25 protein-coding genes are annotated in these 25,504 nt (G+C 27.9%); 19 read left to right on the top strand and 6 right to left on the bottom strand.

The genetic code is table 11. From position 1 onward, the window contains the following. Positions 1-61: 61 nt before the first annotated feature. The 5 genes from hisB to MHL31_RS03580 all read right to left on the bottom strand — a co-directional run bounded on the left by hisB (position 62) and on the right by MHL31_RS03580 (position 5,481). Positions 62-1,198, bottom strand: a complete 1,137-nt coding sequence (gene hisB / locus MHL31_RS03560) for a bifunctional histidinol-phosphatase/imidazoleglycerol-phosphate dehydratase HisB (protein ID WP_240227707.1) — start codon at positions 1,196-1,198, stop codon at positions 62-64. Between the two features lies 1 nt (position 1,199). Further along, complete coding sequence (gene hisC / locus MHL31_RS03565; RefSeq protein WP_240227708.1) at positions 1,200-2,252, bottom strand: histidinol-phosphate transaminase; 1,053 nt, start codon at positions 2,250-2,252, stop codon at positions 1,200-1,202. 43 nt (positions 2,253-2,295) lie between these two features. Beyond that, entirely contained in the window at positions 2,296-3,579 is a 1,284-nt protein-coding gene (gene hisD / locus MHL31_RS03570; RefSeq protein ID WP_240227709.1) for a histidinol dehydrogenase, read from the bottom strand. Positions 3,580-3,655: 76 nt separating this feature from the next. Then, positions 3,656-4,513 (bottom strand): ATP phosphoribosyltransferase, encoded by an 858-nt coding sequence (hisG, locus tag MHL31_RS03575; protein ID WP_240227710.1) that lies wholly within the window; start codon positions 4,511-4,513, stop codon positions 3,656-3,658. Between the two features lie 263 nt (positions 4,514-4,776). Further along, positions 4,777-5,481 (bottom strand): NUDIX domain-containing protein, encoded by a 705-nt coding sequence (locus tag MHL31_RS03580; RefSeq protein WP_240227711.1) that lies wholly within the window; start codon positions 5,479-5,481, stop codon positions 4,777-4,779. Positions 5,482-5,747: 266 nt separating this feature from the next. On the opposite strand from MHL31_RS03580, the gene MHL31_RS03585 reads away from it, so the two are divergent. From MHL31_RS03585 to MHL31_RS03635, 11 genes are all read left to right on the top strand, one after another. After that, positions 5,748-7,802, top strand: a complete 2,055-nt coding sequence (locus tag MHL31_RS03585) for a response regulator (RefSeq protein WP_240227712.1) — start codon at positions 5,748-5,750, stop codon at positions 7,800-7,802. A gap of 145 nt (positions 7,803-7,947) precedes the next feature. Further along, positions 7,948-8,280 (top strand): helix-turn-helix transcriptional regulator, encoded by a 333-nt coding sequence (locus MHL31_RS03590; RefSeq protein WP_240227713.1) that lies wholly within the window; start codon positions 7,948-7,950, stop codon positions 8,278-8,280. Positions 8,281-8,318: 38 nt separating this feature from the next. Further along, on the top strand, positions 8,319-8,786 hold the full coding sequence (locus MHL31_RS03595) for a DUF6428 family protein (protein ID WP_240227714.1): 468 nt from the start codon (positions 8,319-8,321) through the stop codon (positions 8,784-8,786). A gap of 34 nt (positions 8,787-8,820) precedes the next feature. Then, positions 8,821-9,435 carry a low molecular weight phosphatase family protein gene (locus tag MHL31_RS03600; protein WP_240227715.1) on the top strand — a complete coding sequence of 205 codons (615 nt, stop codon included), beginning with the start codon at positions 8,821-8,823 and terminating at the stop codon, positions 9,433-9,435. Positions 9,436-9,437: 2 nt separating this feature from the next. Continuing rightward, complete coding sequence (arsB, locus tag MHL31_RS03605) at positions 9,438-10,493, top strand: ACR3 family arsenite efflux transporter (RefSeq protein ID WP_240227716.1); 1,056 nt, start codon at positions 9,438-9,440, stop codon at positions 10,491-10,493. Continuing rightward, entirely contained in the window at positions 10,490-11,218 is a 729-nt protein-coding gene (locus MHL31_RS03610) for a metallophosphoesterase (protein ID WP_240227717.1), read from the top strand. Before arsB ends, MHL31_RS03610 begins: the two co-directional genes overlap by 4 nt. A gap of 128 nt (positions 11,219-11,346) precedes the next feature. After that, on the top strand, positions 11,347-11,652 hold the full coding sequence (locus MHL31_RS03615) for a helix-turn-helix transcriptional regulator (RefSeq protein WP_240227718.1): 306 nt from the start codon (positions 11,347-11,349) through the stop codon (positions 11,650-11,652). Between the two features lie 51 nt (positions 11,653-11,703). After that, on the top strand, positions 11,704-11,940 hold the full coding sequence (locus tag MHL31_RS03620; protein ID WP_240227719.1) for a thioredoxin family protein: 237 nt from the start codon (positions 11,704-11,706) through the stop codon (positions 11,938-11,940). A gap of 106 nt (positions 11,941-12,046) precedes the next feature. Continuing rightward, on the top strand, positions 12,047-13,021 hold the full coding sequence (locus MHL31_RS03625) for a permease (protein WP_240227720.1): 975 nt from the start codon (positions 12,047-12,049) through the stop codon (positions 13,019-13,021). Between the two features lie 18 nt (positions 13,022-13,039). Further along, a complete protein-coding gene (locus tag MHL31_RS03630; RefSeq protein ID WP_240227721.1) occupies positions 13,040-13,480 on the top strand; it encodes a nitrophenyl compound nitroreductase subunit ArsF family protein in 441 nt (146 codons plus the stop codon). Then, entirely contained in the window at positions 13,481-14,188 is a 708-nt protein-coding gene (locus MHL31_RS03635) for an aromatic aminobenezylarsenical efflux permease ArsG family transporter (protein WP_240227722.1), read from the top strand. It abuts the gene before it with no gap. 117 nt (positions 14,189-14,305) lie between these two features. On the opposite strand, the gene MHL31_RS03640 is transcribed toward MHL31_RS03635, so the two are convergent. Further along, positions 14,306-15,502: a 6-phosphofructokinase gene (locus tag MHL31_RS03640; RefSeq protein WP_240227723.1), complete on the bottom strand. Its 1,197-nt coding sequence runs from the start codon at positions 15,500-15,502 to the stop codon at positions 14,306-14,308. A 307-nt stretch (positions 15,503-15,809) separates the two neighbouring features. Here MHL31_RS03640 and MHL31_RS03645 point away from each other — a divergent pair, with 307 nt between their 5' ends. The 8 genes from MHL31_RS03645 to MHL31_RS03680 all read left to right on the top strand — a co-directional run bounded on the left by MHL31_RS03645 (position 15,810) and on the right by MHL31_RS03680 (position 25,457). Next, complete coding sequence (locus MHL31_RS03645; RefSeq protein WP_240227724.1) at positions 15,810-16,583, top strand: LexA family transcriptional regulator; 774 nt, start codon at positions 15,810-15,812, stop codon at positions 16,581-16,583. Beyond that, positions 16,583-17,983, top strand: a complete 1,401-nt coding sequence (locus tag MHL31_RS03650; RefSeq protein ID WP_240227725.1) for an exonuclease domain-containing protein — start codon at positions 16,583-16,585, stop codon at positions 17,981-17,983. The genes MHL31_RS03645 and MHL31_RS03650 overlap by 1 nt, the downstream gene beginning before the upstream one ends. 135 nt (positions 17,984-18,118) lie before the next feature. Continuing rightward, positions 18,119-19,324: a diaminopimelate decarboxylase gene (lysA, locus tag MHL31_RS03655; protein ID WP_240227726.1), complete on the top strand. Its 1,206-nt coding sequence runs from the start codon at positions 18,119-18,121 to the stop codon at positions 19,322-19,324. A 484-nt stretch (positions 19,325-19,808) separates the two neighbouring features. Continuing rightward, the gene (thrA, locus tag MHL31_RS03660) at positions 19,809-22,253 is read left to right on the top strand and encodes a bifunctional aspartate kinase/homoserine dehydrogenase I (RefSeq protein ID WP_240227727.1); all 2,445 of its coding nucleotides are present in this window, start codon (positions 19,809-19,811) and stop codon (positions 22,251-22,253) included. Positions 22,254-22,295: 42 nt separating this feature from the next. Beyond that, positions 22,296-23,222 (top strand): homoserine kinase, encoded by a 927-nt coding sequence (locus MHL31_RS03665; RefSeq protein ID WP_240227728.1) that lies wholly within the window; start codon positions 22,296-22,298, stop codon positions 23,220-23,222. A gap of 18 nt (positions 23,223-23,240) precedes the next feature. Beyond that, positions 23,241-24,536, top strand: a complete 1,296-nt coding sequence (gene thrC, locus MHL31_RS03670) for a threonine synthase (protein ID WP_240227729.1) — start codon at positions 23,241-23,243, stop codon at positions 24,534-24,536. A 53-nt stretch (positions 24,537-24,589) separates the two neighbouring features. Beyond that, complete coding sequence (locus MHL31_RS03675; protein WP_240227730.1) at positions 24,590-25,084, top strand: DUF6265 family protein; 495 nt, start codon at positions 24,590-24,592, stop codon at positions 25,082-25,084. A 4-nt stretch (positions 25,085-25,088) separates the two neighbouring features. After that, positions 25,089-25,457, top strand: a complete 369-nt coding sequence (locus MHL31_RS03680) for a hypothetical protein (RefSeq protein ID WP_371824134.1) — start codon at positions 25,089-25,091, stop codon at positions 25,455-25,457. Positions 25,458-25,504 lie beyond the last annotated feature (47 nt).

Raw genomic sequence — 25,504 nt, forward strand, 5'->3', positions numbered from 1 at the left:
GGGTATAGAGAATTAAGTATTGAGAAAATCTATTATCTCAATGCTACATCTCTAGTATATTTTAAAGCATTCCTTTTGTACTTGGTAAAATCATTTTTTCTGGATCACGTTTTACCGCAACTTTTATGGCCTTTGCAAAAGCTTTAAAAATACCTTCAATTTTATGATGTTCGTTTTCACCTTCAGCTTTGATATTTAAGTTACATTTTGCGCCATCGGTAAATGATTTAAATAAATGATAAAACATTTCTGTTGGCATTTCTCCAATCATTTCTCGTTTAAAATCTGCATCCCAAACCAACCAATTTCTACCACCAAAATCTATGGCTACTTGCGCTAAACAATCATCCATTGGCAAGCAAAATCCATAACGTTCTATTCCTAATTTATTTCCTAAAGCTTTCGAAAAAACTTCACCTAAAGCAATCATGGTATCTTCAATAGTATGGTGTTCATCAACTTCTAAATCCCCTTGAACTTGTATTGTTAAATCCATATTTCCATGACGTGAAATTTGATCTAGCATATGATCAAAAAATGCAATACCTGTAGAAATTTCACTTTTACCTGTTCCATCTAAATTTAATTTGATGTAAATTTTAGTTTCATTGGTATTTCTAGTCAATTCAGCAGTTCTGTTTTCAAGTTTTAAAAACTCGTATATTTTTTGCCAATCGTTACTTTCTAAAGCAATAAAAGCATCTAACTCATTTCTTTTTACAGAAATTTCATCAGTACCTAAATTGGTATTATCATTAATAAAAATTCCTTTTGCATTTAAATTCTTAGCCAACTCTATGTCTGTTAATCTATCACCTATTACAAAAGAATTTTCTAAATCGTATTCTTCAGAAAAATACTTTGTTAGCAAACCCGTTTTAGGTTTACGTGTTTCTGTATTTTCATGTGGAAAAGTTTTATCTATAAACACATCTTCAAATACAACTCCTTCATTTTCAAAAGAATTCATTATAAAATTATGTACAGGCCAAAAAGTATTTTCTGGATATACTTCGGTACCTAAACCATCTTGATTGGTAATCATTGCCAATTCAAAATCTAATTCTTTAGCGATTTTACCTAGATAAGTGAAAACTTTCGGATAAAAAACCAATTTATCAAATGCATCTATTTGTTCATCAGCAGGTTCTTTAATCATAGTTCCATCACGGTCAATAAACAATACTTTTTTCTTCATTTTAAATCGCTTTTAATGCTTCAATTAATTTCTTATTTTCACTTTTTGTTCCAACTGTTAATCGCAAGGTATTTTCACACAAGGGTTGTGTTGTTCTATTTCTTATAACAATTCCTTTTTCAATTAGTTGATTGTATCTTTTTACAGCATTATCAACTTTAACTAACACAAAATTAGCATCTGTTGGATATATTTTTTTTATAAACGAAATTGAACTTAATTTTTCAATCAACTTACTGCGTTGTTCTAAAATTTTTTCAATTTCATGTTGCACCTTATTTTTATTCAACAATTTTTTTAAAGCCTTTTTCTGCGTTAATTCGTTAATATTATAAGGTGGTTTTATTTTATTTAAAATTGCAATAATTTCTGAAGAAGCATAACAAATACCCAATCTAATACCTGCCATTCCATAGGCTTTTGATAAGGTTTGAGTAATAATTAAATTTGGAAACTCTTCCAATCTTGAAAGCCAACTTTTTTGTTTAGAAAAATCTATGTAAGCTTCATCTATTACAACCAGTCCTTTAAATTTTACCAAGAGTTCTTCTACAATACTATTTGAAAAAGAATTTCCAGTTGGATTGTTTGGAGAACATAAAAATAATATTTTAGAATGTGCGTCTGCAACTTTTAAAATCTGCTCTATAGCAGGCTCAAAATTAGTTGTTAGTTCTACTTCTCTTTCTTCAATATGGTTAATATTAGCCAAAACTATATACATTCCATAAGTTGGAGGTAATGTTATAATATTATCTTGCTTTGGTTCACAAAAAGCTCTGTAAATTAAATCCAATACTTCATCACTTCCATTACCTAGTAAAATTTGATTTGTAGGTATTTCTTTTAACTCTGATAAAATTTGTTTTACATTAATTTGCTGAGGATCTGGATACCTATTTACACCATTATCAAACGGATTTTCATTAGCATCTAAAAAAACCATTTCAGATGTAAATTCTTTAAATTCGTCTCTAGCAGAAGAATAAGGTTTTAAAGATTTTATATTTTCTCGAACTAAATTTTCGATATTCATTTTTATATTTTCTTTCATTTATTAACAAATTACTATGATGCTTGCTCTCTTAGTAATAAGGTTACTCTAAACTTTTTAATCGTAAAGTTACAGCATTTTTATGTGCATTTAAACCTTCTGTTTCAGCTAAAACTTCAATAGCATTTCCTATATTTTTAATTCCAATTTCAGATATTTTTTGAAATGAAATAGCTTTTAAAAACGAATCTAAATTTACTCCAGAATATGCTTTAGTATAACCGTTTGTTGGTAAGGTATGGTTGGTACCTGACGCATAATCTCCTGCACTTTCAGGCGTATAATTTCCAATAAAAACAGAACCTGCATTTTCTATTCCAGAAACATAAAAATCGTTATTATTAGTACAAACAATAAAGTGTTCTGGACCGTATTCATTAATTAATTCTAATGCAATTTCTTTAGTTTCAACAAAAATTAATTTTGAATTTTCTATTGCTTTAGTCGCAATTTTTTTTCTTGGTAATTTTTCTAATTGAATTTCTATTTCTAAAGCAACTTTATTTAAAATTTGCATAGAAGTTGCAACTAAAATAACTTGACTATCAGTACCGTGTTCCGCTTGACTTAATAAATCTGAAGCTACAAATGCTGGATTAGCAGTTTCATCTGCAACTACTAATAATTCACTTGGTCCCGCAGGCATATCTATAGCAACTCCAAATTTTGTTGCTAACTGTTTTGCAACTGTAACAAATTGATTTCCTGGTCCAAATATTTTATAAACTTTAGGTATTGTTTCTGTACCAAAAGTTAAACCTGCAACAGCTTGAATACCTCCTACTTTTATAATTTTTGTAACACCACATTGTTGCGCGGCATAAATTATTGCTGGATTAATTTTTCCTTTTTTATTTGGAGGTGTTGCTAACACAATTTCTCTACAACCAGCAATTTTAGCAGGAATTGCTAACATTAATACTGTTGAAAATAAAGGAGCCGTTCCTCCTGGAATATACAATCCAACTTTTTGAATAGGTCTTTTTTCTTGCCAACATTGAACGCCTTTGGTTGTTTCAATTAAAACTTTTTCAGTTTTTTGAGCAGCATGAAATTTATAAATATTTTCTTTTGAAAGTTTTATAGCCTCTTTTAAATCGTTAGAAATTAAATTTTCAGCTTCAATAACTTCTTCATCTGTAACAAAAAGATTATCTAAAGTAACACCATCAAAAATAGAAGTATATCGCTTTACGGCATCATTTCCATTTTGTTTTACATCATCAAAAATAGCGTTTACAGTTTCCTCAACATCTGCTACAGTTTGTGTGGGTCTTTGTAAAATGTTTAACCAGTCTGTTTTTGGAGGATTTATAATTGTATTCATTTATTTAAATTTAAAAGTTGAAAAGGTTGAAGTTTGAAAAGTTAAATAAATTAACAATTCTATACTTCTATTTTATTTATAGTACCATTTTTTCAATAGGAACTACTAACAAACCTTCTGCTCCATTAGCTTTTAATGCATCTACAACTTCCCAAAAAGAATTTTTTTCTACTACTGTGTGTATTGAACTCCAACCTTCTTCTGCTAATGGTAAAACTGTAGGACTACGCATTCCTGGTAATAATTTAATAATACTTTCTACTTTATCGTTTGGAGCATTCATTAAAATATATTTAGATTTTCTTCCTTTTAAAGCTGCCTGAATTCTAAACTGTAACTTATCTAAAATTTGTTTATTTTCTGAAGAAATTGATGGAGAAACTGCTAAAACAGCTTCACTAGTTAACATTTTTTCAACTTCTTTTAAATTGTTTTTAAATAAGGTACTACCACTTGAAACAATATCGCAAATTGCATCAGCTAAACCAATATTAGGAGCAATTTCTACAGAACCATTAATTATGTGAATATTTGGATTTATATTGAATTTTTTAAAATAGTTACGCACTGTATTTGGGTATGAAGTTGCAATACGTTTACCCTCCAAATCTTTTATACTTTTGTAGGCAACATCTTTTGGAACTGCAATTGAAACTCTACATTTAGAAAAACCTAAACGCTCTGCAATAGCAATATCTTCACCTTTTTCTATAAGGACATTTTCACCAATAATAGCAATATCTACTACTCCATCTCTTAAGTACTGCGGTATATCTCCATTTCTTAAATATAAAACTTCCAAAGGAAAATTACTTGCAGATGCTTTTAGCTGATCTTTTCCATTATCTATTGAAATTCCACAGTCTTTTAATAATTTTAGAGAATCTTCGTTTAGTCTCCCTGATTTTTGAATTGCGATTTTAATTTTATTCATTTTTTTGATTCTTATTGTTTGATAAATTAAATTGAGCTCAATAAAAAACCCGCTTGAATTCATCAAACGGGTTTAAAATATATTTATAATTTATTCAATACATCTTCAGCTCGCTTGATTGCAAGTATTTAAATGATGATGTAATTGAATAGTTCTCATTTTTAATTTTTGATAAGCAAATATATAAATAAGTTTATAAAACATAAATGTATTTGTGAAAAAATTTACAAAAATTTAATTTTTGTTAAATACCACATGTTTAGTTACAATTCAAAGTTGTACCCTTTGGATATAAAATTATTGAATTTCTCTTTATTAAACTTATATAAAAACGCTCCTTTTTTAGATCCTGTTCTGTCTTTTTCTTCCGTTTTAGTTAAAATATCAAACGAAAGAATTTTTTTTCTAAAATTACGATCATCTAATTTTTTTTGATAAATACATTCATATAATATTTGTAAATGAGGAATGGTAAATTTCTCTGGGAGCAACTCAAAACCAATAGGTTGAAAACGCGCTTTTTTTCTAATTTTTAAAATGGCATCTTCTACCATCTCTTTATGATCTATAATTAATTCAGGTACTTCATCAATATTAAACCAACGGGCATCGAATTTTTCAACACTATCTAAATTAAAATCATTAATTCTAATTAAACTGTAATGCGCTACAGAAATAACTCGTTCTCCAGGATCCCTGTCTACTTTACTATAGGTTTTTAATTCTTCTAAAAAAATATTATCAAGTCCTGTTAAATTAAAAACTACTTCTTTTGCAGCATCATTTAAACTTAAGTCTTCATTAACAAAAGCTCCAATTAATGACCAAGCTCCTTTTAATGGTTCTACTTTTCTTCTAAATAAGAGCAACTTTAATTGTTCAGAGTCAAAACCAAAAATTACACAATCTACCGCAATAAGTATTTTTTTTTGGTGCTTATAAGCATTTTTATTATTAAGTAATTGCATCTTTTTTTTAAACAATTTTTATTTATTAATCAAAGATAATAAATGTATTAAATACATTTAGTAATATTATAATTTTTTAATTTCTTTTTTTAAACAGTTTTTTTGTAGAATCTTAAACTTAATAAGTTACCATTTTAAACAAAGTTTAATAAAAATATAAATTTTAATTTCAAAGTAAACTACTAAACTTTAGTATAACAAAACAATTGTCAAAATTATTAAAGAAATTTTATTATTTTTACATTTAATAAACCCCTACAATATTAATGAAACAAAAAATAATTCTACTCCTATTATTTGTTACACTCTCTATTTGTAAATTAAATGCACAATATGAGGTGATGTTTAGCAATAATTACCCACCATATAATTATTTAAATGAAAATGGAGAACTTGTAGGTTTTAACGTAGAAATCTTAAAAGCAATAAAAGATTTATACAAAACAGATATTAAAATAAGTGGTGGAGAATGGAACACTATAATAAAAGCCCTTAAAACTAATGAAATTGATGCTATTGGAGGGTTTCATTTTCCAGGCAATCCAGATCCAGATTATATTTATACCCGAGCTGCCATAAACACATCGCATTGTTTTTTATACAATTCAAAACATTATAATAATTTTTCTATTGAGTTTTTAAGAACCTCTAAAGAGCCGTTAGTTGCAATGTGGAAAAACGATGTATTAGTACATTATATACAATCTATTAATCCTTCTACAAAGTTTTTATTTATTAAAAGTTATGAGGATCTTATACTTGCATTAGATAAAAGTAATGTTACTTGCTCTTTTGGACAACGTACTGGAGCAATGTATTATGCTAAAATACTTAATAGAACCGATGTAAAATCTTTAGACCATAGAATTTTGGAGCGATCTATGGGGTTTAGAGTTTCAAAAGAAGCTCCTGAATTAGCAAAAATTTTAAATAATGGCTTAGAAGTTATTTTGGCCAATGGTAAATATCAAGAAATTTATGACACATGGATTTCAGAATATGACAAAAACAATAATCAATGGCGTAATTACTTAAAATATCTATTTATTGCAAGTATCATAGTTTTACTACTTTTTATATTATTAATTATTATAAATTGGATTTTACAAGCTAAAATTAAAAATAAAACCAAAGATCTTAGAGAACAACTTGAATTGAACTCTAAAATAATGATTGAACTTAAAAAAGAAAAAGACAAAGCCGAAGAAAGCGATAAAATGAAATCTGCTTTTTTAGCTAATATGAGTCATGAAATAAGAACACCTATGAACGGTATTTTAGGCTTTACTAGCCTGTTAAAAACTGTTGATTATTCTTCTGAAAAACAAGCGCAATTTATTGATATTATCCAAAAAAGCGGTCATAGAATGCTAGATACTATTAATAATATTATTGAAGTATCAAAACTTGAATCTGGACTTGAAAAACCAATAATTAAAGAAGTTGATATTGAAAAAAACATTAATGAACTCAATAATTTTTTCTCAACAGAAGCTTCTGAAAAAGGTATTAATTTAATTTTTAAACATAGTAAATCAACACCTACCATACCATTTTATACAGATCAGTATAAAGTAAACTCAATACTTACAAATCTTATTAAAAATGCTTTAAAATTTACAAATAAGGGCTTTGTTGAAGTAAAATATGAGTTAACTAATACAGCTGTAGAATTTTGGATTAAAGATACAGGAATTGGTATTCCTCTTGAAAAACAACATTTTATTTTTAATGAATTTGTACAAGCAGATTATTCACACTCAAGCGGTTATGAAGGTTCTGGTTTAGGCTTATCTATATCCAAAGGATATGTACACCTATTAAACGGAGAAATTAAATTAACTTCTGTACCTAATGAAGGAACTACATTTTATGTACGCATACCAAATTCTACAGGCGAAGTAAAAACAACCAGTCCTAAAAAAAAAGTTATAAAAAACACAAATACACAGTTAAAAAATTATAAAATACTAATTGCTGAAGATGATGAAACTTCATTCTTTTATATAGAAAGTGTTTTAGAAAATTTAACTAAAAAAATAATACGAGCTAAAAATGGTGTTGAGGCAGTTGAATTAGTTAAAAATAATAATGATATCGATATTATATTAATGGATATTAAAATGCCTATTTTAAATGGATTTGAAGCCACAAAAAAAATTCGAGAATTCAATAATTCTGTATATATAATTGCTCAAACTGCTTATATTCAAGAAAGTTTTAAACTACAAGCACAAGAAGCTGGCTGTAATACATATATTTCAAAACCAATTGACAAGTATAAATTAATTAAGCTTTTAGCTAACATTAAACAATTATAAAATAAGCTTCATTTTACCTTAGTGTTAAAAAAATATATTCTATCAATACTTAAAATATTCTACTCCTTTAAAACAAATAATTTTTATATTTTTTTGTGAACTTCAATATTAATCGTAATATTGCAATTAACAAATAAAAAGAAATATGGGATTAGCTAAATCAGAAATTTTTTCGGACTTACAAAATGAAATTGCATTATTTGCAAAAGTTTTTGGACATCCTGCTAGGGTTGCAATTTTACAACAACTTTTTAAAATAAACGCATGTTATTGTGGTGATTTGGTAAATGAAATTGGGCTTGCTCAACCTACAATTTCTCAACATCTAAAAGAATTAAAACATTTAGGGCTTATAAAAGGAAATGTTGAAGGCACAAGTGTTTGTTACTGTATAAACACTGAAAACTGGACAAAAATGAAAGAAACTATGTTAGATTTTCTAAATCAAGATATTTCTAAAACAGAAGATTGCTGTTAAACCCTTATTAATATAATTATAATCGCAAAAAATATAAAATGAAACTTTCAGAAATAAAATTACAACTAAACAAATTAGAAACCATTTCTTTTCAATTACCAAATGGTGAATTAGTACCAAGTCATTTCCATGTTACAGAAGTTGGTAAAATAACAAAACACTTTATTGATTGTGGAGGAACTGTACGTAATGAAACTGTAGCTAACTTTCAACTTTGGAATGCAAATGATTACGATCATAGATTACATCCAGAAAAACTATTAAATATTATAGAGCTTTCAGAAAAAGTATTAGGAATTGAAGACTTAGAAATTGAAGTTGAATATCAAGCAGATACCATTGGTAAATTTGGACTTGATTTTAATGGTAAAAACTTTTTGTTAACCAGTAAGCAAACAGATTGCTTAGCTAAAGATAAATGTGGTATTCCTGTAAAAAAACAACACGTAAATCTAGCAGATTTAAATAATGAATCTTGCTGTACTCCTGGAGGAAATTGCTGCTAAATCATAAAATTTTAAAATAAAATCTACTCAACTTATGCTCTATTTAAAAATAGAAAATTTAATAAAAAGTTTAAATCCTGAAACAATTTCAGAAGCACGTAAAGTAGTGCTACAACCTCTAGTAGAATTTGTTCAAACTAAGGTTTCAAATAACCAAGAAATTAGAATTAATTTTATTTGCACCCATAATTCTAGAAGAAGTCATTTATCACAAGTTTGGGCACAAACAATAGCAAAATACTTTAACCTTAAAAATATTTTTTGTTATTCTGGAGGTACAGAAAGTACAGCATTATTTCCTGTGGTTGCTAAAACTTTACAAAATTCAGGTTTTGAAATTAAAACACTTTCTGAAGGAAATAACCCAATTTACAGTATTAAATATGCAGAAAATGAACATCCTATAATCGGATTTTCAAAAAAATTAGATGATGATTTTAATCCAAAAAACAGTTTTGCAGCAATATTAACTTGCGATTCCGCAAATGAAGCTTGTCCTTTTGTTCCAGGAGCTGAAAAACGTATTCCAATAACTTTTGAAGATCCAAAAGCTTTTGACAATACTCCTCAACAAGTGGAAAAATACAACGAAAGAAGTTTGCAAATTGCAACTGAATTATTTTACATTTTCTCTCAAATAAACTCATAAAAATGGCAACAAAAAAATTAAGCTTTCTCGATAGAAATCTAACTCTTTGGATATTTGTAGCAATGGCAATTGGTGTAGGTCTTGGATATTTTATACCAACATTTCCAAATATCATAAATTCTTTTAATAGTGGCACAACAAACATTCCAATAGCAATTGGTTTAATATTAATGATGTATCCTCCTTTAGCTAAGGTAAACTACGCATTATTACCAAAAGTTTTTAAAAACACAAAAATACTTTCTATTTCATTAATTCTTAATTGGATAGTTGGTCCTGTTTTAATGTTTATTTTAGCTATTACTTTTTTACGAGATTATCCGGAATATATGGTCGGATTAATTTTAATTGGTTTGGCTCGTTGTATTGCAATGGTTTTGGTTTGGAACGATCTTGCCGAAGGAAGTAGTGAATACGGTGCTGGTTTAGTTGCCTTAAATAGTATTTTTCAAGTTTTTGCATACAGTTTTTATGCTTGGATTTTTATAACTGTACTTCCACCCTATTTCGGTTTTGAAGGAGCAATTGTAGATATTTCAATTGGTACAATTGCAGAAAGCGTAGCAATTTACTTAGGAATTCCTTTTTTATTAGGAATTTTAAGTCGACAAATTTTAGTGAAATTAAAAGGTGAAGTATGGTACACCAAAAAATTTATTCCAACTATTTCACCATTAACATTAATTGCACTTTTATTTACTATTGTAGTAATGTTTTCTTTAAAAGGAGAATTAATAGTTGAAATTCCAATGGACGTTTTAATTATTGCAGTTCCTTTACTTATTTATTTCACTTTAATGTTTATTATTGGATTTTTTGTTACCAAATCTATGGGTGCTGAATACGATAAAACCGCAGCAGTTGCATTTACAGCAGCTGGAAATAATTTTGAATTGGCTATTGCTGTTGCTATTGCCGTTTTTGGACTAAACTCTGGACAAGCATTTACGGGTGTAATTGGTCCTTTAGTTGAAGTTCCTGCTTTAATTTTATTAGTTAGAGTTTCATTTTGGTTGAAAAAGAAATATTACAACTCACCAAAAATCAACGCTAAATGAGAATAGCTTTCTTTTCAGATATACATGCTAATTTACCTGCAATTGAGGCTTTTTTTAAAGATGTTGAAACAGAAAATATAGATGTAATTTATTGCTTAGGAGATTTGGTTGGCTACAATGTTTGGCCCAATGAAGTTGTTGATGAAATTAGAAAGAGAGGGATTCAAACCATTATGGGAAATCATGATGAAGCACTCTTAAATCCTATTGTAAAACATACAAAACCAACAAATAAAGAGTTAACTCATTTATTAATAAATGATGAAAATAGAGATTATTTAATTAATCTTCCAAGACATTTAACGCTCTCATTTATTACAAATAACAAACCTTTTAAATTATTAATGACACACGGAAGTATGAAAGCTATTAATGACTATATGGTAATTGATTACCCCGAACAAGAGGTGCTAGATATGATGCAATTACATCAGGCAGATATGTTATTATGCGGACATACACATAAGCCTTTTCATAGAGTAATTAAAGACGGTGAGGTTTATAAACATGTTGTAAATATTGGTTCTGTTGGGAAACCAAAAGATAATGATCCTAGAATTTGTTATGCAATTTTAGAACTCAACCAAGCTACTTCATCTTCTAAAGCAGAAACTATAAATATTTCCTTTAAAAGAGCAGAATATAATGTTGAAAAAGCCGCAAAAGCAATTGAAGAAAGTCAATTTAATAACTCTTTTGCAAAAGCTTTAAGAATCGCTAAATAATATGGTTAATCTTAAAATCCATCTTACAAATACCCAATTATTAATTAAATAAAAATTAAATTTTTCCGCAATATATGATTTTCATCATATATTGAATTAAAAACACATCGTACATTTGCGATAAGAAAATGAATAGAAGTCTAGAACATATAGTTTATAAAGAAAATACTGAAAAACTTGCAAGATTTGCTAAAGCATTAGGACACCCTACTCGCATTGCTATTTTAAAACATTTAGAAAATCAGTCTTGTTTTTTTACTGGAGATTTAGTAGAAATTCTTCCTTTAGCACAATCAACAATTTCTCAGCATCTTAAAGAACTTAAAAATGCAGGACTTATACAAGGTGAATTAAAACCTCCAAAAATAAAATATTGTATCAATCAAAAAAATTGGAAAGAAGCAAAATCATTATTCCAACTTTTTTTTGATTGATATATTTTTAACATATATATCGTTTATTGGCGATATGCAAACAAATGTATTATGACAAAAATAATTAAAGTATTAGGAACCGGTTGTCCAAAATGTAAAACAATGACACAAGTTGTAACAGAAGTAGTTTCAAACAACAATATTGACGCAACTATTGAAAAAGTAGAAGATATTATGGAAATTATGAAATTTAACGTATTAACTACTCCTGCTTTGGTAATAGACGATGTAATAACTATTAAAGGAAGAGTACCTTCAAAAGAAGAACTTTTAAAACTTTTAAGCTAAAAATAAATCATAATTAAATACTGTATTAAAACTTGATCAATACCAAATAAAGGTTTAAAAATTAAAATCTATCATAGTTTTAGTACAGTAATTAAATCCATAGAACATGTTTGATTGGTTACAAAATTTTGCCGATTGGCTTATATACTCCGTTTTTGAAATTGGAGCAGAAACACATTTAGGAATTGCATTAAATTTCTTTGTGTATGACACACTTAAAATTCTAATTCTATTATTCATTATAGTTTTTATAATGGGAATAGTAAATGCATATTTTCCTGTTGAACGCTTAAAAGATTATTTAAATAAGAAAAAACTTTATGGATTAGAATACTTTTTTTCTTCAATATTTGGAGCTATAACACCATTTTGTTCTTGTTCATCAGTTCCACTCTTTATAGGCTTTGTACAAGGTGGAATACCTTTAGGTGTTACATTTTCATTTTTAATTACTTCACCATTAGTAAATGAAGTTGCTATAGCTATGTTTTTAGGTATGTTTGGAATTAAAGCTACTTTAATTTATGCTATTTCAGGTATTTTATTAGGTACAATTGGAGGTTGGGTACTCGGTAAATTTAAGCTCGAGCCCTTACTTTCTGATTGGGTAAAAAAAATTCTTGAAAATAAAATGCAACAAGCAACATATAAAGAAGATACTTTGACTTTTTATCAACAATTACCAGAAATTACACAAGGTGCGTGGGATATTGTAAAAGGTGTATTACTTTATGTTATTATTGGAATTGCCATTGGTGCTGCAATGCACGGTTATGTTCCAGAAAACTTTTTTAATGAATATTTAGGAGGAGGAGAATGGTGGACTGTACCACTTGCAGTAATTATTGCCGTACCAATGTATGCAAATGCCGCAGGAATTGTACCTGTAATTGAAGTTTTTGTTGCCAAAGGTGTTCCTCTTGGTACTGCCATAGCTTTTATGATGGCAACAGTAGGCTTATCAATTCCAGAGGCTACACTTCTCAAAAAAGTAATGTCTTTAAAACTAATTGCCATCTTTTTTGGTGTAGTTACCATTGCAATTATTATTTCAGGATTTCTATTTAACTCAATATTATAACCATAAAAATTAATAAAAATGAATAAAACAATTAAATTTCTAACAATTTTAACTATCGCTCTAATATTTACAGCTTGTAATGGTCAAAACAAAAGTAAAGACCAAACTGTAGATCAATCAGTTTCAAAAATAGAAGTTATAGACTTCCACTCTACTCATAGATGTATGACTTGTAATGCAATTGAAAAAAACACTAAATACACGCTAGAAACCTATTTTTCTAATGAACTAAAAGAAAATAAAATTACTTTTCAAGTTATTAATGTAGATGAGAAAGAAAATGAAAAGATAGCAGAAAAATTTGAAGCCGCTGGTACTGCTTTAATTATAAACGTAATTAAAAATGGTAAAGAAAAACAGCTAAATTTAACTGAATTTGCTTTTATGAATGGAAATGATCAAGAAGGTTTTTCTAAACAATTAAAAACTAAAATTGATACCGAATTAAAAACACTTTAAATGGAGTTTTTACAATCTCTTTTAGAAAATTACAATATTCCTATTCTATCAGCTCTAATACTCGGACTAATGACAGCAATTAGTCCGTGTCCTTTGGCTACCAATATTACAGCAACTGCTTTTATTTCTAAAAATATTTCTAGTAAACGAAAAGTTTTTTTAAGCGGTTTATTATACTCTTTAGGAAGAGGTTTTAGTTACACTTTAATTGGACTGATATTATATTTTGGAGCTAGTAAATTTCATATTGCTCGTTTTTTTAATCAAAATGGTGAAAAATATTTAGGTCCCTTATTAGTTATTATTGGATTGATAATGTTAAATGTTATCAAACTTAATTTTTTAGGAAAATCGAATTTTCAAGAAAAATTAACCGATAAATTCAAAGATAAAGGGCTACTTGGCTCCTTTTTAATAGGAGTTATTTTTGCTCTAGCATTTTGTCCGTATAGTGGAGCTTTATTTTTTGGTATGTTAATTCCTATGACAATTGGTTCAGCTGACGGACTTTATTTACCTATAGTTTTTGCCTTTGGAACAGGCTTGCCCGTAATTCTTTTCACTTATTTATTAGCCTTTACAGCTGATAAAGTAGGTATATTCTATAACAAAATTACTAAAATAGAAAAAGTAATGCGAGTAGTTGCAGGTGTGGTATTTATAATTACCGGACTATATTATCTCGCTATTTTTACTGGATTATTGTAAAAGCTTAAACTGGTATACAATATTAAAAAAATCGAGAACTTATTTAAAATAAGCTCTCGATTCATTTTTAAAAAATTATACTAAAACTACACGCATTAAAAGCTTAAAGTATATTTTTTACTCACTTGTCATTATAAACAACGGATTCATTTCAAAACTATTGTATGTTGGACAAAGTCTATCTGAATTATAGAATTTATCAATATTTACAAGTTTAGATTTACCTGTAACAACATCAATAGGTACATTATCGTAACGTCCATTTTTCAATACAACCAATCTACCATGTACTCCTTTTAAAATAAGATCTAACGCTAAATTTCCATAAGCCATAGGTACAATTGAATCAATTGCATCTGGATCTCCACCTCTAACCAAATATCCTAATTTTTGGTTAATAACATTAACTCTTTTTCCATTATTGTATTTTGGAGATATTTCTTTTAATCGTTGCGATACTAATTCACCAATACCTCCAAGTTTAGCGTGTCCAAATTGATCTTTTTCACCATCTTTAAATACCATTTCTCCACCTTCAAACATGGCACCTTCAGAAACTAGAACAACAGAATATTTACTTGGATTTTCATTTCTATCCTCTAGCAATCGTTCTGTAAGTTTATTTATATTAAACTTAAATTCTGGTATAACACAACGGTTGGCAGCACCTGCCATTGTTGGTAACATGGCTGTAAAACCAGCATATCTACCAAATACTTCTAACACTAAAAATCGTTCATGAGAACCTGCTGATGTTCTAAGTGTATTTGTCATGTTTATAGTACGTGTAACACAAGTACTAAAACCAATACAATAATCTGTACCTGGAACATCATTATCCATTGTTTTAGGAATTGCAACAACCTTTACTCCTTCTTTATACAATCTAACTGCATAACTTAATGTATCATCACCTCCAATCGGGATTAAATAATCTACACCTAAATAATTTAAATTATCTAAAACAACTTTAGTCAAATCGTTATATTCTTCTTTATACGTATCTTGTAAATGCTTTGGTACATTTGCTTTTGGTAAATGACTTGGGCGTGTTCTTGAGCTATGTAAAAAAGTACCACCTGTTCTTCCTGCTCTATTTACAATAACTTGAGTAAGTTCAACATAATTATTACTATTATCTGCTTTTTTATCTTGTATAATTTCTACAATTCCTGCCCAACCTCTACGTAAACCAATAACTCTGTAACCTTCACGTATTGCTCGAATTGTAATAGCTCTAATTGCAGGATTTAAACCTGGAACATCACCTCCACCTGTTAATATTGCAATTGTACCTTTAGTTGTTTTTGCCATAGTATTTTAAAATTTAAGTGAATTTATATTATTTTGATAAATTAATTTGCAATTGAAAAATATTTTACAAATACTAAAAACCACAGCCTCAAAAGTATTATTCGTAAAAAAACACTCTCAAATTTACATTATTCTTTAAAAATATCATACTAAATTGTCTTAAATTTTCAGAGAAAATTAACTACAATTTATCTACTTCATTATTTAAAAAAATAACACTACAATTTTATAAATTGATTAGTAATTTTATATTTTTTTACTATTTTAGCTAAATATATAAACAATATGAGTTTAGAAATTTAGCAAAATGAATTTTATATCAAAAAACATTAAACATCTTAGAACTTTAAAAGGATTAACACAAGAACAATTTGCAGTTGCACTCAATGTTTCTCGCTCTAGAATAAGTTCTTACGAGGATAATAGAGCAATTCCTCCTATCGATTTTTTAATAGAAATATCAGATTTTTTTGATATTTCTATAGATTTATTAGCAAAAAATGATTTAACAAAAGCAACTGATTTAAACTTTCTTAAAGTAGGTAGTAAAAGAGTTTTATTTCCTATAACTATAGATAATAACGATGATGATTTAATAGAAATTATTCCAGTTGAAGCTTCTGCAGGTTATTTAAGAGGTTATTCGGATCCTGAATATATAGAACATTTAAATAAAATTAAATTGCCATTTTTACCTACCGGAACACATAGAGCTTTTCCTATAAAAGGTGACTCTATGCTCCCTGTAAAAAGCGGTTCTTATATTGTTGCGCGTTTTGTTGAAGATATTAGAGATTTAAAAAATGGTAAAACATACATTGTAATTACTTTAAACGATGGTATTGTTTATAAACGTGTATATGATAAAATTGAAGAACACAATATGCTTTTATTAGCTTCAGACAATAAAAAGTATGATCCTTATTATGTACATGTAGATGAGGTGCTAGAACTTTGGGAATTTACTTGCAGCATTAATACGCAAGAATACGATGAGCAAGAATTAAAAATAAGCAGTATTGCAAATATGTTAACACAATTAGGTGTTGAATTAAAAGAACTCAAAAAAACAATAAATTAATGTATGCAATTGTTGATATAGAAACTACTGGACACAGTTCTAAAATTACAGAAATTTCTATTTTTATTTTCAATGGTAAAAAAATTATTGATGAGTATACTACCCTTGTAAACCCAGAATGTGTTATTCCACCTTTTATAACTAATTTAACCGGAATTAGTAATGCAATGGTTGGTGGAGCTCCAAAATTTTATGAAATTGCAAAAACAGTTCAAGAAATTACAAAAGATTGCATTTTTGTAGCGCACAACGTTAATTTCGATTATAATATAATCAATCAAGAATTTAAAGAACTTGGTTTTGAATTTAAGCGAAAAAAATTATGTACCGTACGCTTGTCTCGCAAACTAATTCCTGGATTAAAATCGTATAGCTTAGGTGCACTTTGTAATTCTCAAAATATAGTTATTAAAGACAGACATAGAGCTAAAGGCGATGCCGAAGCAACCACTATATTATTTGAGAAACTTTTAAAATTAGACCCATTACTAATAACAATAAATTCTTTCTTAAACCCAAAATCTAGGCAAGCTACTTTACCGCCTTTACTTCCTAAAGAGATTATAGATAACCTTTCAGAAAAAACAGGTGTTTATTATTTTAAAAACGCTAAAAATGAAATTATTTATGTTGGTAAAGCAAACAATATAAAACAACGTGTTATCAGTCATTTTTACGATAAAGCAAAAAAAGAAGTAACAATGTGTTTAGAAATTGCAAACATTACTTTTAAAGAAACTGGTAATGAATTAGTTGCATTATTATTAGAATCTGCTGAAATAAAAAAAATCTATCCAAAATTTAATAGAGCACAACGCAGATCACAAGAAGTTATTGGTTTATTTAGCTATGAAGATAGAAACGGTGTTTTACATTTAGCTTACAACCGATTAAAGCTAATAACAAATCCGTTAATGAAATTTCATAACTTAACAGAGTGTAGATTATTTTTAGAAAAATTGTGTGAAACCTATCAATTATGCCCTAAATATTGTCACTTACAAACCAATGTTACAACCTGTTTTCATTATCAAATAAAGCAATGTAAAGGTATTTGTAAAGATGAAGAAACTGCAAAAAGTTACAATAAAAGAGTTTTAAAAGCCATAGAATCTATTAAATATAAGTCTGAAAATTTTGTTATAAAAGAAGCTGGAAGAACAAAAAATGAAACTGCATACATTCTTGTTTTAAATGGAATTTACAAAGGTTTTGGATATGCCAAAGCAACAGAGCAACCAAAAAACGTAAATGATTACATTAAAATTATAACTTCTCAAAAAGATAATAATGATGTAAAACGAATTTTAAATAGTTATCTTAAAAATAATACAGATACTTCTTATAACCTTAAAAAAGAAGAATTAATACAAGATACATTTGATTTATTTGCAAGTTAAAACTTAATTTAAATATACTTTTACAACACTCTTGAGTATCTAAATTTAACAAACTGTTAAATAATGTTATTTTGTATAAATATATTTTAATAACTAAAAGCATTTTCTATTTTTGGCCTTCAAAAAAAATATTGAATGGACAATCAATCATTACTAGCACTTTCTGAAAAATACGGAAACCCAATATATGTTTACAATACTGAAAAAATTATTTCTCAGTATAATAGAATGACAAACGCTTTCTCAAACGTACCTAAATTAAAAATAAATTACGCTGTTAAAGCAAATTCAAATATTAATATTTTAAAGGTTTTAAACACCTTAAAATCTGGAGTAGATTGTGTTTCAATTCAAGAAGTAAAACTAGCATTGGAAGCTGGCTTTAATGTTAAGGATATCTTTTTTACTCCTAGTGGTATTTCATTCGAAGAAATGGAAACTGCAACAAAGTTAGGAGTACAAATTACATTAGACAGTTTATCTGTTTTAGAAAAATTTGGTGCTAAATATTCAAATATTCCTGTTTGTTTAAGAATTAATCCTCACGTAATGGCAGGTGGAAATCATAAAATTTCTGTGGGTCATATAGATTCTAAATTTGGTATTTCAATTTATCAAATAGATGGAATTAAAAATATTGTTGAAAAAACAGGTTTAAAAATTAATGGTATTCATATGCACACAGGATCTGATATTTATAATATCGATGCCTTTTTAACAGCAACTGAAATACTATTAAATACCGTAAAAGAATTTGATACTATAGAATTTGTTGATTTTGGTAGTGGTTTTAAAGTTCCTTATAAAGAAGGAGATATTGAAACCAATCTTGAAAAAATGGGAGCTACTTTAAGTAACCGTTTTAATGAATTTTGTAAAGAATACGGCAGAGAATTAACAATGATATTTGAACCTGGTAAATTTTTAGTGAGTTCTGCAGGGAGTTTTTTAGTAAAAGTAAATGTTGTAAAACCAACACCAAATATTGTTTTTATTGGAGTTAACAGTGGTTTAAATCATTTATTACGCCCAATGATGTACGATGCATACCATCATATAACAAATATTTCAAACCCAGAGGGTGAAGAAAAAATTTATGATGTAGTTGGTTACATCTGTGAAAATGACACATTTGGATCAAATAGAAGAATTAGTGAAGTTTCTGAAAATGATGTTTTATGTATTCATAATGCTGGAGCATATTGTTTTTCTATGGCATCTAACTATAATTCGCGCTTTAGACCCGCTGAAGTTTTAGTACATGAAGGCAAAGATTACCTGATAAGAAAAGAAGAAAATTTTGAAGATTTATTACATAATCAAATTGTTTTAGATTTATAAAAACACAAAAACGCCAAACTTAAGTTTGGCGTTTTTAATATTTAAAACATATAATTCTAAACTAGAATTTCATTATATTTTTCTATTATTTTAAGCTTGTATTGCTTTTTGAATGGTGAAATATAAAATGGTTTAATTAAAATTAGATTTATTATTGAATTTATCACAACTTCATTTTACTATTCGTAAAAGTTGTTAAAAAAACAGCTTAAGTATTTATTTTTTTCTGAATTAAAATAAAATTTCACTAAAATTCATATAAAAGTATTGTAGTATTAAAAAAATAGTTAATTTTACAGTATGCAAACAGCAAATACAAATAAGTTAACACAAAACGCAACTCAAATGCGCAACTTAAATATTGCTACAACAACTACAACAACCCTTTAGGGGTTCTATTCTATTTATACCATCCGTACACATTCGTTTTCTCCATTTTGAAAACAATAAAAAATATTTCAATAAATAATTATATAGTATTAATATGAAAGTATTAAAATTTGGAGGGTCTTCAGTAGCATCCTCAGAAAACATAAACAAAGTAGTTAACATAGTTAAAGAAAGTTCAAATAAAAACAATATTGCTGTAGTTGTTTCTGCACTTGGTGGAGTAACAGACTTACTTTTAAAAGCGGGTAAATTAGCTTGTATTGGTGATCAAAATTATCTTGAAACTTTTAAAACTATTGAAGAAAAACACTTACAAGTTGTAAGAGAACTAATTCCAATTAGCAATCAAAGTAATGTTTTAGGACAGATTAAAAAGATGTTAAACAAATTAGAAAGCACATTAGAAGGTGTTTTTTTAATTAATGAATTATCAAATAAAACATCTGATAAAATTGTAAGTTTTGGAGAACTTTTTTCTTCTTTTATTATTGCAAATACAATGCAAAGTAACGGTTTAGATGCTGTTTTAAAAAACTCACAAGAATTAATTGTTACTAATAATAACTTTTCTAATGCAAGTGTAAAATTTGATAAAACAAATGCAAATATTAAAGCATTTTTTAAACAAAACACAAATAAAGTAGTTGTATTTCCAGGTTTTGTAGCTAAAACAGAAAATGGTGAAGTTTCTACATTAGGACGTGGTGGTTCAGATTATACAGCGGCAATTATTGCAGCTGCAGTAAACGCTTCTGTACTAGAAATTTGGACAGATGTAAGCGGAATGTATACTGCAAATCCAAAATTTGTCCGTGAAGCTTTTCCTATACCAAATATTTCATACCAAGAAGCTATGGAATTATCTCATTTTGGAGCAAAAGTATTATACCCGCCTACAATTCAACCAATATTAAAAAAAGAAATTCCTATCTGTATAAAAAACACTTTTGACCCAAGTGACTCAGGAACTTTAATCACAAAAACAGCTTTAAACAGTAATCCTATTAAAGGAATTAGTCATATAGAAAATATGGCATTAATAACGTTAGAAGGTAGTGGAATGGTTGGTATACCTGGAATTTCTAAACGTTTATTTGAAGCATTATCCTTAGAAAAAATAAATATTTCATTAATTACACAAGCCTCATCAGAACATTCAATTTGTTTTGCTATAAATAATAGCAATGCTTTAAAAGCTAAAAATGCAATAGAAACAGAATTTAGTTATGAAATTGAGCATGCTAAAATTGATCCTGTAATTATTGAAGAAAACAATGCAATTATTGCTTTGGTTGGTGATAATATGAAAAGCCACCAAGGTATTAGCGGTAAAATGTTTAGTACTTTAGGAAAAAACAATGTAAACATTAGAGCTATTGCACAAGGAGCTTCAGAAAAAAACATTTCAGCTGTAATTTTACATAAAGACATAAAAAAAGCTTTAAATACTTTACACTCAGAATTTTTTGAAAATCAAACAAGACAGTTAAACCTATTTGTTGTAGGTGTTGGAAATGTTGGAGGTAAATTATTAGAACAAATTAAACAACAACAAGCATATTTATTAAAGAATTTAAGATTACAAGTACGTGTAATTGCATTAACAAATTCTAAAAAAATGGTGTTTAATGAAGATGGTATTGATTTAGAAAACTGGAAACCTTCTTTAGATAAAGGTGAAACTTTAGATATGAGTTTATTTCACCAAAAAGTAGTTGATTTAAATTATAGAAATAGCATTTTTGTAGATAATACAGCCAACGAAAACATTTCTAAACTATATGCTAGCTACTTAAAGGAAAGTGTAGCTGTTGTAACTTGTAATAAAATAGCCTGTTCCTCTAAATACACTAACTACTTAAATTTAAAGAAATTATCTAGAACCTATAACGCTCCTTTCTTATTTGAAACAAATGTTGGCGCTGGACTACCAATTATAGATACACTTAAAAATTTAATTGCTTCTGGAGATAAAGTCAAAAAAATTCAAGCAGTACTTTCTGGTAGTTTAAATTTTGTATTTAATAATTTTAATAATGAAAATTCATTTTATAATGTAGTTGAGCAAGCCGGAATTGAAGGCTACACAGAACCTGATCCAAGAATTGATTTAAGCGGTGTAGATGTAATGCGTAAAATTTTAATTTTAGCTCGTGAAAGTGGTACACAATTAGAATTAAGTGATATTGAAAATGATTCATTTTTACCTAAATCTTCACTAGCAGCAGAAACAGTTCCAGAATTTTTAGAAACTGTTAAATTAGAAGCAGCACATTTTAATAAAATTTATAATAATGCTGCTAAAAATAATTGTAGATTAAAATTTGTTGCAGAATTCGACAACGGTAAAGCAAAAGTTGGTTTGCAAGAAATACCTTCAGACCATCCTTTTTATAATTTAGATGGAAGCGATAATATTGTGTTATTTTTTACTGAAAGATATCCTGTACAACCATTAATAATTAAAGGTGCTGGCGCTGGTGCTGATGTTACTGCTTCTGGTTTATTTGCAGACATTATTAGAATTGGAAATAATTAAAAATGTACACTATATTTAATACCAGATACAAAACACTTGAAAATGAAGAATGAAGAATTAAAAATATTTGCTCCTGCTACTATTGCCAATATATCTTGTGGTTTTGATGTATTAGGACTTGCTTTAGACAATGTTGGAGACGAAATGATTATTAGAAAAGTTGCAAAAAAAGGTATAACTATTACTAAAATTATTGGTCAAGATTTGCCTTTAGAAACACATCAAAATGTTGCTGGTGTTGCAGCTCTTGCTTTATTAGCTGAAACAGAAAGTGAATTCGGTTTTGAAATTGAAATAGACAAACGTATTAAACCAGGAAGTGGTATTGGAAGTAGTGCTGCAAGCTCTGCCGGAACTGTTTGGGCTATAAACAAATTATTAGGAAACCCTTTTAATGCAACTGATTTAGTTCGCTTTGCAATGGAAGGTGAACGTTTAGCAACAGGTGTAGCTCACGCAGATAATGTAGCTCCTGCCCTTTTTGGCGGATTTACTTTGGTTAAAAGCTACGAACCTTTAGATATTATTAGTATTAATACACCATCAAAATTATATGCCACTGTTATTCATCCGCAAATTGAAGTTAAAACTTCTGATGCTCGTGAAATATTAAAAACAAACATTCCTCTAAAAGATGCTATTAAACAATGGGGAAATGTTGGAGGATTAATTAGCGGTTTATATACAGAAGATTATGAATTAATTGGACGTTCTTTAGAAGATTATATTATTGAACCAATTCGTTCTATTTTAATTCCTGCTTTTGATGCAGTAAAACAACAATCTATAAATGCAGGAGCTTTAGGATGTGGAATTTCAGGATCTGGACCCTCAATTTTTGCTTTAAGCAAAGGAAAAGAAACAGCTTTAAAAGTAGCTGATGCAATGAAAAGTGTTTATCAAAAAGTTGGTATTGACTATGATATACACGTTTCAAAAATAAATCAACAAGGAATCAAAGAATTATAAAATCAACATTAATAAGCAATGCAATACTATAGTTTAAATAAAAAAGCACCTAATGTATCATTTAAAGATGCAGTTATTAAAGGTATAGCACCCGATAAAGGTTTATATTTTCCTGAAAGTATAACTCCACTATCTCAAAATTTTTTCAATAAAATAGAAACTTTAAGCACTACAGAAATTGCCTATGAAGCAATTAAACAATTTGTTGGTGCTGAAATTCCTGAAAATGAATTAAAAAAAATTATAAAAGATACTTTAAGCTTTGATTTTCCAGTTGTACCAATAAATGATACTATTGCATCCTTAGAATTATTTCACGGACCAACAATGGCTTTTAAAGATGTTGGAGCACGATTTATGGCACGTTGTTTTGGTTATTTCAATAAAGACAAAGCAACAACAAAAGTAACAGTACTAGTAGCTACTTCTGGTGATACTGGAGGTGCTGTTGCTAGTGGTTTTTTTGGTGTTGAAGGCATAGATGTTGTAATTTTATACCCAAGTGGAAAAGTTAGTGAAGTACAAGAAAAACAACTAACTACTTTAGGAAATAATATTAAAGCATTAGAAGTAAACGGAACATTTGATGATTGCCAAGCAATGGTAAAAACTGCTTTTTTAGATGAAGAATTAACTTCTCAAAGAAATTTAACTTCAGCAAATTCTATTAATGTTGCACGTTGGTTACCGCAAATGTTTTATTTCTTTTTTGCTTACAAACAATTAAAAGATAAAAATAAAGATCTTGTTTTTTCTATTCCAAGCGGTAATTTTGGAAATATTTGTGCAGGTATAATGGCACAACAATTAGGCTTACCAGTTAAGCAGTTTATTGCAGCAACCAATGCTAATAATATTGTTCCTAATTATTTAGAAACAGGAATCTACAGTCCTAAACCTTCAAAACAAACAATTTCTAATGCAATGGACGTTGGTGACCCTAGTAATTTTATAAGAATTCAAGAAATTTATGGAAGTGACAAAGAACTAAAAAAGAATCTTAGCTCTTATTCCTTTTCTGATGATGAAACACGAGAAGCAATGAAAGAAATAAAACAAAATTCTGGATATGTTGCAGATCCCCACGGTGCTGTTGGTTATTTAGGTTTAAAAAAATATTTTGAAAATAATAATGGTCAAGGTATCTTTTTAGAAACTGCACATCCAGTAAAATTTTTAGATGTTGTAGAGCCCGTTTTAAATGAAACTATAAAATATCCTCAGCAAATTTTAAATGTTATTGATAAGGAAAAAAAATCAACAATAATTTCAACATATCAAGAACTAAAAACCTATTTAATAAACACTAAGTAATTGTTAATATAAATAAAAATAGTAGATTAGTCAGGTAATTTAATTTTCATAAAATGAAGAACTACCTGACTTTATTATTATTTATCGCTTCAACTACAATAATATCACAAAACACTTTAAAATTAGGCGATAACATAAGTCCGAATGCCTCTATTAATGATATTTCTTGGATTGCTGGTTATTGGGTAGGTGAAGCTTTTGGCGGAATTACCGAAGAAATTTGGACAGCACCACTTGGAAAGTCTATGATGGGATCTTTTAAATTAGTAGTTGAAGACACCGTTCAATTTTATGAATTATGCACAATTACGGAAGAAAACAATAGCCTCCTACTGCGTATCAAACATTTTGATAAAGATTTAAACGGATGGGAAGATAAAGATACTTCAATAGAATTTCCTCTTGTAAAAATTGAAAAAAATAAAGTATTTTTTGATGATCTTACTTTTGAAAAAATTTCTGAAAATGAATTAGTTATTTATGTAATTTTTAAAGAAGAAGGAAAAGATGAAGTTGAAATGAAATTTAATTACAAATTAGCTAAATAATTTTATGCTTAAAAATATCTCTGTAACTGATTTAGTTGGTGATTATTCTATAATTGGTAGCAATCAAGATGAAACAGACGAAACCTATAAAGGAACATTAAACTTAACACTTGATAATAACAATAGAATAATTGCAAAATGGCTAATACAAAATACTCAAAAACAGTATGGAACTGGCTTTTTTAAAGATAATATATTAGTTATTAATTTTAGTTACCTATCTGAAAACAACCAAACTTACAAAGGTGTAGTGGTGTATCGCTGCATCTCTAATGATTTATTAGATGGATTTTGGTCTGAAGAATATGGAGATCCAGCTTATTTAGGTAAAGAACGCTGTTTTAAAATTAAAGATACAACTACAATTAATTAAATTTTTATTTTTTAAGTTAATTTACAATCTCAAGTTAAATTCCAGAT

The organism is Lutibacter sp. A80, from assembly GCF_022429645.1.
GTDB lineage: Bacteria > Bacteroidota > Bacteroidia > Flavobacteriales > Flavobacteriaceae > Lutibacter.

Bases quoted from the DNA above. Each gene is read 5' to 3' on its own strand.
- hisD (WP_240227709.1), bottom strand. From the start codon at position 3,579: ATGAATACAATTATAAATCCTCCAAAAACAGACTGGTTAAACATTTTA.
- MHL31_RS03595 (WP_240227714.1), top strand. From the start codon at position 8,319: ATGAAACTTTCAGAAATAAAATTACAACTAAACAAATTAGAAACCATT.
- hisG (WP_240227710.1), bottom strand. From the start codon at position 4,513: ATGAATAAAATTAAAATCGCAATTCAAAAATCAGGGAGACTAAACGAA.
- MHL31_RS03580 (WP_240227711.1), bottom strand. From the start codon at position 5,481: ATGCAATTACTTAATAATAAAAATGCTTATAAGCACCAAAAAAAAATA.
- MHL31_RS03640 (WP_240227723.1), bottom strand. From the start codon at position 15,502: ATGGCAAAAACAACTAAAGGTACAATTGCAATATTAACAGGTGGAGGT.
- thrC (WP_240227729.1), top strand. From the start codon at position 23,241: ATGCAATACTATAGTTTAAATAAAAAAGCACCTAATGTATCATTTAAA.
- arsB (WP_240227716.1), top strand. From the start codon at position 9,438: ATGGCAACAAAAAAATTAAGCTTTCTCGATAGAAATCTAACTCTTTGG.
- MHL31_RS03590 (WP_240227713.1), top strand. From the start codon at position 7,948: ATGGGATTAGCTAAATCAGAAATTTTTTCGGACTTACAAAATGAAATT.
- MHL31_RS03625 (WP_240227720.1), top strand. From the start codon at position 12,047: ATGTTTGATTGGTTACAAAATTTTGCCGATTGGCTTATATACTCCGTT.
- MHL31_RS03635 (WP_240227722.1), top strand. From the start codon at position 13,481: ATGGAGTTTTTACAATCTCTTTTAGAAAATTACAATATTCCTATTCTA.
- MHL31_RS03680 (WP_371824134.1), top strand. From the start codon at position 25,089: ATGCTTAAAAATATCTCTGTAACTGATTTAGTTGGTGATTATTCTATA.
- hisC (WP_240227708.1), bottom strand. From the start codon at position 2,252: ATGAAAGAAAATATAAAAATGAATATCGAAAATTTAGTTCGAGAAAAT.
- MHL31_RS03630 (WP_240227721.1), top strand. From the start codon at position 13,040: ATGAATAAAACAATTAAATTTCTAACAATTTTAACTATCGCTCTAATA.
- MHL31_RS03675 (WP_240227730.1), top strand. From the start codon at position 24,590: ATGAAGAACTACCTGACTTTATTATTATTTATCGCTTCAACTACAATA.
- MHL31_RS03610 (WP_240227717.1), top strand. From the start codon at position 10,490: ATGAGAATAGCTTTCTTTTCAGATATACATGCTAATTTACCTGCAATT.
- MHL31_RS03650 (WP_240227725.1), top strand. From the start codon at position 16,583: ATGTATGCAATTGTTGATATAGAAACTACTGGACACAGTTCTAAAATT.
- MHL31_RS03615 (WP_240227718.1), top strand. From the start codon at position 11,347: ATGAATAGAAGTCTAGAACATATAGTTTATAAAGAAAATACTGAAAAA.
- MHL31_RS03600 (WP_240227715.1), top strand. From the start codon at position 8,821: ATGCTCTATTTAAAAATAGAAAATTTAATAAAAAGTTTAAATCCTGAA.
- MHL31_RS03620 (WP_240227719.1), top strand. From the start codon at position 11,704: ATGACAAAAATAATTAAAGTATTAGGAACCGGTTGTCCAAAATGTAAA.
- thrA (WP_240227727.1), top strand. From the start codon at position 19,809: ATGAAAGTATTAAAATTTGGAGGGTCTTCAGTAGCATCCTCAGAAAAC.
- MHL31_RS03665 (WP_240227728.1), top strand. From the start codon at position 22,296: ATGAAGAATGAAGAATTAAAAATATTTGCTCCTGCTACTATTGCCAAT.
- hisB (WP_240227707.1), bottom strand. From the start codon at position 1,198: ATGAAGAAAAAAGTATTGTTTATTGACCGTGATGGAACTATGATTAAA.
- lysA (WP_240227726.1), top strand. From the start codon at position 18,119: ATGGACAATCAATCATTACTAGCACTTTCTGAAAAATACGGAAACCCA.
- MHL31_RS03585 (WP_240227712.1), top strand. From the start codon at position 5,748: ATGAAACAAAAAATAATTCTACTCCTATTATTTGTTACACTCTCTATT.
- MHL31_RS03645 (WP_240227724.1), top strand. From the start codon at position 15,810: ATGAATTTTATATCAAAAAACATTAAACATCTTAGAACTTTAAAAGGA.